This window comes from Pseudochelatococcus sp. (assembly GCF_050946405.1).
Lineage (GTDB): Bacteria > Pseudomonadota > Alphaproteobacteria > Rhizobiales > Beijerinckiaceae > Pseudochelatococcus.
Genome location: NZ_JBMNUS010000001.1, coordinates 421,063 through 431,018 on the forward strand (window position 1 = coordinate 421,063; position 9,956 = coordinate 431,018).

At 62.0% G+C, this 9,956-nt stretch carries 8 protein-coding genes and 1 tRNA gene; 7 read left to right on the forward strand and 2 right to left on the reverse strand.

The window, feature by feature from the left end; genetic code table 11:
• Nucleotides 1-32: 32 nt before the first annotated feature.
• The 6 genes from ACOYJQ_RS01760 to ACOYJQ_RS01785 all read left to right on the forward strand — a co-directional run bounded on the left by ACOYJQ_RS01760 (nt 33) and on the right by ACOYJQ_RS01785 (nt 3,944).
• Nucleotides 33-1,040 carry a heme o synthase gene (locus ACOYJQ_RS01760; RefSeq protein WP_433455915.1) on the forward strand — a complete coding sequence of 336 codons (1,008 nt, stop codon included), beginning with the start codon at nt 33-35 and terminating at the stop codon, nt 1,038-1,040.
• The gene (locus ACOYJQ_RS01765) at nt 1,037-1,246 is read left to right on the forward strand and encodes a hypothetical protein (RefSeq protein ID WP_433455917.1); all 210 of its coding nucleotides are present in this window, start codon (nt 1,037-1,039) and stop codon (nt 1,244-1,246) included. Before ACOYJQ_RS01760 ends, ACOYJQ_RS01765 begins: the two co-directional genes overlap by 4 nt.
• A gap of 17 nt (nt 1,247-1,263) precedes the next feature.
• Nucleotides 1,264-1,890, forward strand: coding sequence for a cytochrome c oxidase assembly protein (locus ACOYJQ_RS01770; RefSeq protein ID WP_433455919.1), 627 nt, complete (start codon nt 1,264-1,266; stop codon nt 1,888-1,890).
• A 41-nt stretch (nt 1,891-1,931) separates the two neighbouring features.
• Nucleotides 1,932-2,783: a cytochrome c oxidase subunit 3 gene (locus ACOYJQ_RS01775; protein ID WP_433455920.1), complete on the forward strand. Its 852-nt coding sequence runs from the start codon at nt 1,932-1,934 to the stop codon at nt 2,781-2,783.
• Between the two features lie 56 nt (nt 2,784-2,839).
• Nucleotides 2,840-3,637 (forward strand): SURF1 family protein, encoded by a 798-nt coding sequence (locus tag ACOYJQ_RS01780; RefSeq protein ID WP_433455921.1) that lies wholly within the window; start codon nt 2,840-2,842, stop codon nt 3,635-3,637.
• A gap of 231 nt (nt 3,638-3,868) precedes the next feature.
• Nucleotides 3,869-3,944: transfer RNA gene (locus ACOYJQ_RS01785), tRNA-Thr, on the forward strand.
• Nucleotides 3,945-4,307: 363 nt separating this feature from the next.
• Here ACOYJQ_RS01785 and ACOYJQ_RS01790 read toward each other — a convergent pair.
• Nucleotides 4,308-4,856 (reverse strand): GNAT family N-acetyltransferase, encoded by a 549-nt coding sequence (locus tag ACOYJQ_RS01790; RefSeq protein ID WP_433455923.1) that lies wholly within the window; start codon nt 4,854-4,856, stop codon nt 4,308-4,310.
• Between the two features lie 189 nt (nt 4,857-5,045).
• The gene (locus tag ACOYJQ_RS01795) at nt 5,046-5,993 is read right to left on the reverse strand and encodes a glycosyltransferase family 2 protein (RefSeq protein WP_433455925.1); all 948 of its coding nucleotides are present in this window, start codon (nt 5,991-5,993) and stop codon (nt 5,046-5,048) included.
• A 1,165-nt stretch (nt 5,994-7,158) separates the two neighbouring features.
• Between ACOYJQ_RS01795 and ACOYJQ_RS01800 the strand changes: the two genes are divergently transcribed.
• Nucleotides 7,159-9,951, forward strand: coding sequence for a right-handed parallel beta-helix repeat-containing protein (locus ACOYJQ_RS01800; protein WP_433455927.1), 2,793 nt, complete (start codon nt 7,159-7,161; stop codon nt 9,949-9,951).
• Nucleotides 9,952-9,956: the final 5 nt, after the last annotated feature.

Sequence of the window (9,956 nt, forward strand, 5' to 3'; positions counted from 1 at the left end):
CGCGGACAGGTGACTTGGCGCGGATAGGTGACATGGCGGTCGTGACGGACGGATGGGTGGAACGGGAGCGGGCGGCGGTTGCCCCGGCGGGCGAGCGGCCGCTCGTCTCGACAGGGAGCGTCGGGGATTTCGTCTCGCTGCTGAAACCGCGCGTCATGTCGCTGGTGGTGTTTACGGCGCTCGTCGGCATGCTCGTGGCGCCGGGGCATGTGAATCCCGTCGTGGGGGCGATCGCGCTGCTGGCGATCGCGGTGGGCGCGGGGGCGTCCGGTTGTCTCAACATGTGGTGGGACGCCGATATCGACGCTGTGATGACACGCACGCGCAACCGGCCGATTCCGGCCGGGCGCATCAGGCCGGACGAGGCGCTGACGTTCGGCATGATACTGGCGTGCGGCTCGGTGTTCGTGCTCGGCATCGCGACCAACTGGTTCGCCGCCGCCTTTCTGGCCTTCACGATCTTCTTTTATGCGGTCGTCTATTCCGTGTGGCTGAAGCGCGCGACGCCGCAGAACATCGTCATCGGCGGAGCGGCCGGCGCCTTTCCGCCGATGATCGGCGAGGCCGCCGTCACCGGCACGGTGAGCGTCGACGGGCTGGTGCTGTTCCTGATCATCTTCCTGTGGACGCCGCCGCATTTCTGGGCGCTGGCGCTGGTCAAGTCGGACGATTACGCACGCGCGGGCGTGCCGATGATGCCCAATGTCGCCGGGCAGGAAGCGACGCGGTTGCAGATCCTGCTTTACACGCTCGTGCTGGTGCCGGTCGCGACGCTTCCGGTGTGGCTTGGAACGGGCGGGGCCATCTATGCGCTGGTGTCCGGTGTCGGCGGGGCCGGGATGCTCGCGCTGGCGTTCCGGCTCTGGCGCGCAGGCACGGCCGAGGGGCTGACGCAGGCGGGGGCGAAGACGGCCCGGCGGCTGTTCGGATTTTCGATCCTGTATCTTTTCCTGCTTTTTGCGGCATTGCTCGCGGAGCGGGTATCGGGCTTCAGCGTCTTCCTCGCCGGAGCCGGCGTCCTGCGGGGGGTGATGCCGTGAGCGACGAGGCGGTGAAAAGCGGACGCGACGGCAAGCGCGCGGTTTCAGGGGCGGACTCCGACGGGGGCAAGCTCTCCCCGGAGGAGCGCCGGCGTCAGCGCGCGCGCAATGTCGCCATCGGTCTGGTTCTGGGCGGGCTGTTCGTGCTGTTTTACATCCTGACCATCGCCCGGCTGGGTTCCAACGTTTTCAACCGGCCGCTATAGCGGCCCGAGAGGGAGCCATGAGCGATCACCGGCAGCCATCGCAGCAGGAGCCCGCGGACCGGGCCGTGCGTCGCGCGCGCAACACAGCCCTGGTCTGTGTCGGCGTGGCTGCGGGCATGCTCGGCCTCGCATTCGCGGCGGTGCCGCTTTATCGGCTGTTCTGTCAGGTGACGGGATTTGCCGGCACGCCGATTGCGGGGAGCGCGGCGAACGGCGAGGTGTCCGACAGGCGCATGCTGGTGCGGTTCGATGCCAACGTGTCGTCGTCGATACCGTGGCGCATCGTCCCTGAAGTGCCGGTCGTCGAGGTGCGGCTGGGAGAGACGACGACGGTTTTCTACGAGCTGACCAACCGCAGCGACAAGCCCGTCACCGGCATCGCAACCTATAACGTGCAGCCCGACCAGATGGGGCAGTATTTCGTGAAGCTCGACTGCTTCTGTTTCGAGGAACAGACACTGGAGCCGGGCGAGACCATCATCGCCCCGGTTGTTTTCTATATCGACGCGGCTCTCGACGGCGAGCGCGACCTGAAGACGCTGGGATCGGTCACGCTGTCCTACACGATGTTTCAGGCGAAGGACGGCAAGGCGCTGTCGTCGGCGGCGTCCGCGAACGAACCAGCAGGGTGGAAAAGGCTGTGAGGCCGGAAGGCGCCAGCGACTTATTCGGAGACCGGAAAATCATGGCTCAGGCTCACGCGAAACATCACGATTATCATCTTGTCGATCCGAGCCCGTGGCCGTTCGTCGGCTCGGTCAGCGCGTTCATCATGGCGGTGGGCGGCGTGATGAGCATGAAGGCGCTCACGCTCGGCGGCCTGCATCTCGGCCCGTATCTTTTCGGGGCCGGCATCATCGGCGTGCTCTACACGATGGCGGCCTGGTGGACGGATGTCGTCAACGAGGCGCAGCGCGGCGAGCACACCCGCGTGGTGCAGATCCATCACCGCTACGGCATGATTCTGTTCATCGTCTCGGAGGTGATGTTCTTCGTCGCATGGTTCTGGGCCTATTTCGACGCCAGCCTGTTCCCCGGCGAGGCGATCCAGTTCCAGCGCGCGGAGGTGACGGGCGGGCACTGGCCTCCCGCCGGCATCGAGACGCTCGATCCGTGGCATCTGCCGCTGTTCAACACGCTCATCCTGCTGACATCCGGCACCACCGTGACGTGGGCGCACCATGCGCTTCTGCATGACGATCGGGAAGGGTTGAAACAGGCGCTGTGGCTGACGCTGGTGCTCGCCGTGCTGTTCACGCTCGTGCAGGCCTATGAATACGGCCACGCCACGTTCGACTTCTCCGGCAACATCTATGGCGCGACGTTCTTCATGGCGACCGGCTTTCACGGCGCGCATGTGATCATCGGCACGGTGTTTCTCGCGGTTTGCCTGCTGCGCGTCTATCTGGGGCATTTCACCCCGCGGCAGCACGGCGGTTTCGAGTTCGCCGCCTGGTATTGGCATTTCGTTGACGTGGTGTGGCTGTTCCTGTTCGTCGCCATCTATGTCTGGGGCTACGGCGGCGGCGGTCACTGAGCGGCCCGCAAGGCGCTTCGCAGCATCACCGACACGTTTGCGCGGGAGTGAGGGGCATGGCGACGAACTCGCCGGCGGGCAGGATATCGGCATGGCGGATCTTGCTCATGCCGGGCTTGTTCGCTGTCGTCGGCGTGCTCGTGCTCGTTGCGCTCGGCATCTGGCAGTTGCAGCGCCTCGCCTGGAAAGAGGCGCTGATCGCCCGTATCGAGACGCGTATAGCAGCGGCGCCCGTGCCGGCCCCGGACGAAAGCTCCTGGTCATCCGCGCGCTGGGCGGACGATGAGTATCGGCCCGTCACGGCGTCCGGCCGCTATCTTTATGAACGGCAGGTTTATGTCCACGGCAACGCGACGCTCGAGGGCAGTACGCGGATGGGATATTTCGTGCTGACGCCCTTGCAGCAGGCCGGCGGCAGCATCATCGTGGTTAATCGCGGCTTCATGCCGATGGAGTTCAAGCGCGACGCAGCCGCTGTTCAGCGCTGGCGTGCCGGCGAGCGCGACGGGGAACAGGTGAGCGTGGCGGGCCTGCTGCGGGCACCGCAGTCGCGCGGCTGGTTCGTTCCCGTCGACGTGCCGGAGAAAGGCGAATGGTTCACGCGCGATCCGCAGGCCATCGCGCAGGCGGGTGAGCTGGAGCGGGTCGCTCCCTTCCTGATCGATGCGTTCGATACGCACGGCGACGGCGCTTCCATGTGGCCGAAGGGCGGGCTGACGGTCGTGAGTTTTCCGAACAACCATCTCGATTATGCTTTCACCTGGTTCGGGCTCGCGGTGACGCTCCTGGTCGTTTTCGCGTTGTTCGCGTGCAGGCAGCTTAAATCGGTTTCCGCACGAACGGAATCGCTCTGAGAGAGAAAGTGATTCGATATCAATCGCTTATAACCGATTTGCTGTTCCGCCGAAAGACAGCCTGCTCCGGCAATGGGGCACCCTCCGAAGAGAAGCACTTCGGATGCGGATGGGGGAAATGTGGAAAAACGTATTTCCCGCTTGACCCGCCGCGCAGGATGGTTAAAAGCACAACAGGCATCGCGATGACGTTTGCACTCCCCGGTGCAGGCGATTTCGTTGATACGGTCCGCCGCTTTAGCTCAGTTGGTAGAGCACATCATTCGTAATGATGGGGTCGCGTGTTCGAGTCACGCAAGCGGCACCACTTCCTTTGAAATCGAGTGGTTTGGGCATCGGGTTCCGCGTACGGGACATCCGACGAGTATATTCTGCGTAGCTCTCAAAGTCGAGCAGCGCCATTTTCCATCTTTGCTGGCTCTGCCGAGGCTACTTCATTCACAGGAAGAAGTCTGCGGCCAAGCTGTCACAACGGTGCCGCGATCCGCAAAAGACACTGCGTTTGTCCCGCCCGCTGATCAAGATGGGAGAAGGGTTGAACGACGACGGAATAGCCTGCGGCATGCGCCATGATGAATTATGTGCCTTGTCGTCCACAGTTTTTCGGAAAGAGACCCGGCGAGGCCTGCCTGGGGCTCCCCTCGCCAAAACCGTTTCCATCGCTGCCCGATCATATCTGATCCGCGACACCGTCTGCCGAGCCAGCCGCGTCACCCTGACTGACATTAAATCCTTCGTGGAAAGCCACACGGCCTGTTGGAACATGTCCGTTGAATGATAACCGCATGAAATATTCCGCCGGCAACCCCTCGTATCGCAATGCAGTATCATTTTCGAAGCCAAAGCGACGATAGTATGCCGGATCGCCTAGAAGCAAGCATCCGTTTGCGCCAGCCTGTTTCAAGCGTGCTAATCCTTCTCGGATCAACGCGCTTCCAATACCCTGCCGATGAAGGGCCGGTTTCACTGAAACCGGGCCAAGACCGAACCACTCCATATGCTCCCCTTCGATCGTCACGGGCGAGAAGGCGACATGGCCGACCGTTTCATTGCCTGCCACGGCGACCAGAGAAAGAGTGAGGGCGCCGGCTTTGCGGAGCGCATCAATAATCGCGCCTTCCGCTCCGGTGCTGTAACGATTAAGCTTGAATGCCGCTTCCGTAATTTGGCGAATAGCCTGAGCATCTGCAATGCTCTCCGGTCGGATTTCGACGTTCATATCGATTGGCTCTCCGCACGTTGCCCCGTCACGGGCCAACGAAACCCGCACTGATCGCATGTACACATAATATTCGCCCTCGCATGCTTCAATTCACCAAAGCTGCCTCAGCTCCGGTGCGACCATCAAGGCGATCAGCGCGTCCCTCATCGATAACCGTCCGAATGGCGACATGCCGCTTTCAGGATGTCATCCGCGATACCATCGGGAATCGTGCCCCGTCGCGATGTCATATCCGCGCTCTCCCAGAACCAGACACAGGGCGGCCGTCAGCAGGCCCTTCCAGCGCACGGGGTGGATCCGGGCGGCCCGCCAGAGGGTGCGCCGCGCCACGGCCGGATCATCCCGACGTTGCGCCTGGGCAAGCTGATAGAGCACGGTGACAAGCCGGCGATCCACATAACGCCTTTGCACCGGAGACAAGGGAAGCTGTGCGAGCTTCTCGCAAAGGCTCACCAGCATGCGCGCGGCGCGGAGCGGTACGCGGCGCACCTGGGAACTGAGCGACGCGCCGTCGTTCGCCAGACGGCGCACCGACGCGCAGACATGCCCCGTGATCAGCCAATCTCCCCTCAGCGCGACGCGCCCCAGAAACAGCGCATCCTCACCCACCGACAGGGTGGGGTCGAAGCCAGGCACCTCGTCGATAACCGACCGGCGGATGACGATGGCTTGCAGGTTGCCGCCCTCCGCCGCGAAGATGAAAGGATCCCTGATCCTGACCGCCTCGGTTTCGGGAAAACGTTCGCCCCTGATGGCGAAATGGTTCCAGCTATAGCCATCGCCCACAAACAGGATGTTGCCGCAGTGAGCCGTGAAATCCTCCCCGGCGGCGCGCCGGTCGCGGTGAAAGACCGCGAGACGGTCGTGCGTCCAGATATCGTCTGAATCGATGAAGGCGATCCAGGCGCCGGAAGCGTGGGCCATTCCCGCGTTTCGCGCGGCGCTGACGCCCCTGTTCTCCTGACGGATAATCGTGATGCGATCGCGGTAACGCGCCAGAACCTCGGCTGTGTCGTCGGTGGAGCCGTCGTCAACCACGATGATCTCCTCCGCCGGCCATTCCTGTGCGAGAACGCTGTCGAGAGTCTCGGCAATGGAATGAGCGCGATTGAAAGTCGGAATTACGACCGACACGGACGACTTGCCTCTGGACATGAGAACCCCGGCTTTATCAGATAACGAAAGAGGGTCCGATCTGGTAAAACCGGACTTGTTGATGGTCAGGTGCTTGATTTCAAGCAATTTTTCGATTGGAAGGCGAGCCGACCGCAGGAATGCCGGCAGCCGGATGACTGCCGGGGACGCTGATATATAAACTGTCCAGCACGAAAGAACATGCATTCAGGTCGATCAATGATCAATTTCGGTTCCGTATGCGCGGGAACAACAGTCATGATCGAGAATATCTATCTTAATATCGGCTTAAAAAAGAGCATATATAGCGCATTTATGGCTTTTCCGGCTTGACCTGACGCAGGAAATGCCGCAAAAAGTTGCATCTTATGGCGGCCCGTCGCCATGCGTAGCGCGTCCGTTCGCTCTTGAACAAGTAATGAACCATCGAATGTCCGGGTTAAGCATCCGGAACAGAGGGCGTTTCAGAACGGGGTAAGTATGATGGCCCCGGTGTGCCCGGACGGCGGCTCATGAGTTGCATGCCGACCGACGCCCGGAGCAGTTTGCGTTCAAGTCGATTGATCGATTTTAACGCAAGTTGCGGTAAAATATGGAATCCGGAGCGGCGTGACAATTCCACTTGAATGCACGCCGCTCTATAGCATCTCGACATTTCGTTGAAACGCCGAAATGCTCTATGTTATTGACTTGGCGCGTTTTCTCGACGCAAAGCGTTATCCGTTTTGCTTGAAAACGCTTTAGCCCCGCCGTGTCCGATGCGTGTTGTTGAGAAGGGCGTTGCAAGCTGATTGCCGAGCCGGAATTAACAGCACTCTCGTCAGCACGGATAATCAGGCTTGGTATATAGTCGGGGTCAAGCTAAGATGGAAGAACTCTATCACGCGTCGTCGTGAAGAGAGATGTGTATCGCGTGGGTGTTTTCGATTTTTGCCGCGCGCATCTGGCATGCGTCGTGCATTTCCACAGCGTATCCGCCGTAGCGGACGATTGGTGTCGGTGAGTATCTGCCGACCCGCTTTCAGAAAGTATGCGTCTCCCATACACCCGCATGCGGATAGCGGCCGCATGCGGCGTGGCAACGTGGCTGCAACCGGACAACTCGCCGATGGCGTAACAGGAGTGATCGGCTTGACATCGGGTTAACGATATCAGGAGCAGAGCAATGGCTGTGTACTACATCGATCCCTCCGCGACGACCAACGGAGACGGATCTGCTGAAAGTCCGTTCAATAGCTGGTATTCAGTAACATTCGAGGAAGGATCGACATATCTCCAGAAGGCCGGGACGACCTTTACCGGAAGCATTCATCTGGAGAACATCGGCGATGCCTCGCAACCGATCGTCATCGGAAGCTACGGCAGCGGCGACAAGCCCGTCATCGACGGCGATTTTCGTCTGAACAATGCCAAAGGAGTTTCGATCTCCGGCTTCACCATCACGGATTCAGGATACGCCGGCATCACGGTGGGCGGCAATTCAAGCGATATTACCATAACGGAAAACGATATCCATCATAATGTCATCGGCATTCAATTGCTCGACGGCACCATGAGCAATATCAATATAGCCGACAATAGTATCATGCGCAACGATGCCCAGGGCATCTACGTCAACGAGGCGCATGCCGCGGCGGCGGAAAGCGTGGTGATCGCCGCCAACGTCATCGTCCAGAACGGCATGCAGGGCGTGCTGCTTTCGGGCAGCGGGACGGTGGTCGAGAACAACGACATTCACAACAACGGGTTGAGCGGACTGCCGGGCACCAGCGCGGTCCATATGATCGCGCTGACGGACGGCACGCTCGCCGGCGACAACAATATCGTTCGCGGCAATCGCATCTCGGGCCAGAAGGATGCGGAAGCCTATGACGGCAACGGCATTCAGGCCGATCACTTCGCCGACAACAACGGCATTTACAACAACATCATCTTCAACAACGACGGCGCGGGCATCTCCATCCTCGATGCCCATGGCACGGTGGTGCAGGGCAATCTGTTGCAGGGCAACATGATCGATCCCGGTCTGACGCATCGCGACCGGGGCGAGATCGTCGTCACGAGCAGCGTGCGCGGGCGCGGCGGATCGAGCGACACGCTGATAACTGGCAACACGATCCTGTTTTCCACGGGCGTCCCGCCGTTGCGCGTCGATGCCGCAAGCGAGGGACGGGATTTCGTCTATCAGGGCAATACGGCGACCAACCAGACGGAGCCGGGGCACGATACGGTGCTCGATCCCGACTGGCTGTCGCTCGATTACGTGCCTTCCGTCTGGCTCCAGAATACCGATACCGCATGGGTCGTGCGCGTGTTCGGCACTGATATCGGCGACACGATCCTGGGCGGACCGCACAATGACGTACTTGTCGGCGGCAGCGGCAACGACACGATCGACGGCGGGGGCGGCGCGGACCTGATCGCCGGCAACGACGGCGACGACGTGATACTCGCCGGCCCCGGCGACGACATGGTGTGGGGCGGCCGCGGCAACGACACGATCCATGGCGGTGCGGGCCACGATCTGCTGGACGGCGGCACCGGCGACGATGTTCTGCTCGGCGAGGCCGGCAACGACACGATCTTCGGCGGCCGCGGCAACGACACGATCGACGGCGGCGCCGGCGACGACGTGATCTACGGCGACGACGGTGATGACGAGATCAACGCCGGCACGGGTTCCGACACGATCTACGCCGGCGAAGGAAACAACAAGGTCGACGCCTCGGCCGACGCCATCGGTGATCGCATCTGGGCGGGAGCGGGCAACGACACGATCGTCGCCGGCGACGGCAACGACTATATCGACGCCGGCGACGGCGACAACACGATCCGAACCGGCAAGGGGTCCGACATCGTCATCACGGGCAATGGCGCGGACTTCGTGTTCGCCCGTTTCGAGGGCGACACGAGCGGCGATCATATCGAGACCGGCGCCGGCAACGACAATATCACGGCCGGCTACGGCACGAACTACATTCACGCGGGCGATGGCGACGACACCGTGGTGAGCTACGGCACGGGCGACACGATCATGGGCGGCGGCGGCAACGATGTCATCGACATCCGGCAGGCCGCCGGCGGGCTGGTGTTCGTCGATGCCGGCAGCGGCAACGACGAAGTTCTCGGCTCCGGCTGGGTGGATTACATCCTGGGCGGCAGCGGCGACGACAGGCTCTACGGTTTCGCGGGCGCCGACATCATCGACGGGGGCGCGGGCGACGATTTCATCGACGGCGGCGACGGCGACGACGTGCTGATCGCGGGCGCGGGCGCCGACACCATCCTGGGCGGCGCGGGCGCGGATATCATCTCCGCCAACGCGGACGCCATCGGCGATACGATCGACGGCGGGCCGGGCAACGATCTGATTATTTCCGGCGCGGGCGACGATGTCATCGACGGCGGCGACGGCAATGACACGATCATCGCCGCCGGGGGCGCGGATACCATCTCGGGAGGCGGCGGCAACGACATCATCAATCTCGCCGAAGCGATCAGCGGCGGCGCGCTGGTGGACGGCGGCAGCGGCAACGATACGCTCTACGGATCGCGCTTTGCGGAAACCTTGCGCGGGGGCGACGGCAACGACATGATCTATGGCGAGGCCGGCAACGACGTCGTCGACGGCGGCGCAGGCGACGATCGGCTTTTCGGCGGCGCGGGCGACGACACGCTGATCGGCGGCGGCGGCAACGATACCCTCGTCGGCGGGGCGGGGAGGGATACCTTCGTTATCGCCTGGGAGGGCGAAGGGCATGCCCTGATCGTCGATGCCGAGCCGGGCGAGACGATCGTGATCGAGGCCCCCGGTGGAGCGATGGCAAGAACCTCGACCGCGCTCACCATCGAGGCGAATGCGGACGGCTATGCGACAATCATGCTGGAACAGGGCTCCGTTACGCTGCATGGCGTATGGTTGTCCACGCTCGATCAGTACGATATCACGCTGATCTGAAAAGG

Excerpts from the sequence above, each read along its gene's own strand:
- ACOYJQ_RS01800 (WP_433455927.1), top strand. The coding sequence starts at position 7,159 with ATGGCTGTGTACTACATCGATCCCTCCGCGACGACCAACGGAGACGGA.
- ACOYJQ_RS01775 (WP_433455920.1), top strand. The coding sequence starts at position 1,932 with ATGGCTCAGGCTCACGCGAAACATCACGATTATCATCTTGTCGATCCG.
- ACOYJQ_RS01770 (WP_433455919.1), top strand. The coding sequence starts at position 1,264 with ATGAGCGATCACCGGCAGCCATCGCAGCAGGAGCCCGCGGACCGGGCC.
- ACOYJQ_RS01760 (WP_433455915.1), top strand. The coding sequence starts at position 33 with ATGGCGGTCGTGACGGACGGATGGGTGGAACGGGAGCGGGCGGCGGTT.
- ACOYJQ_RS01790 (WP_433455923.1), bottom strand. The coding sequence starts at position 4,856 with ATGAACGTCGAAATCCGACCGGAGAGCATTGCAGATGCTCAGGCTATT.
- ACOYJQ_RS01780 (WP_433455921.1), top strand. The coding sequence starts at position 2,840 with ATGGCGACGAACTCGCCGGCGGGCAGGATATCGGCATGGCGGATCTTG.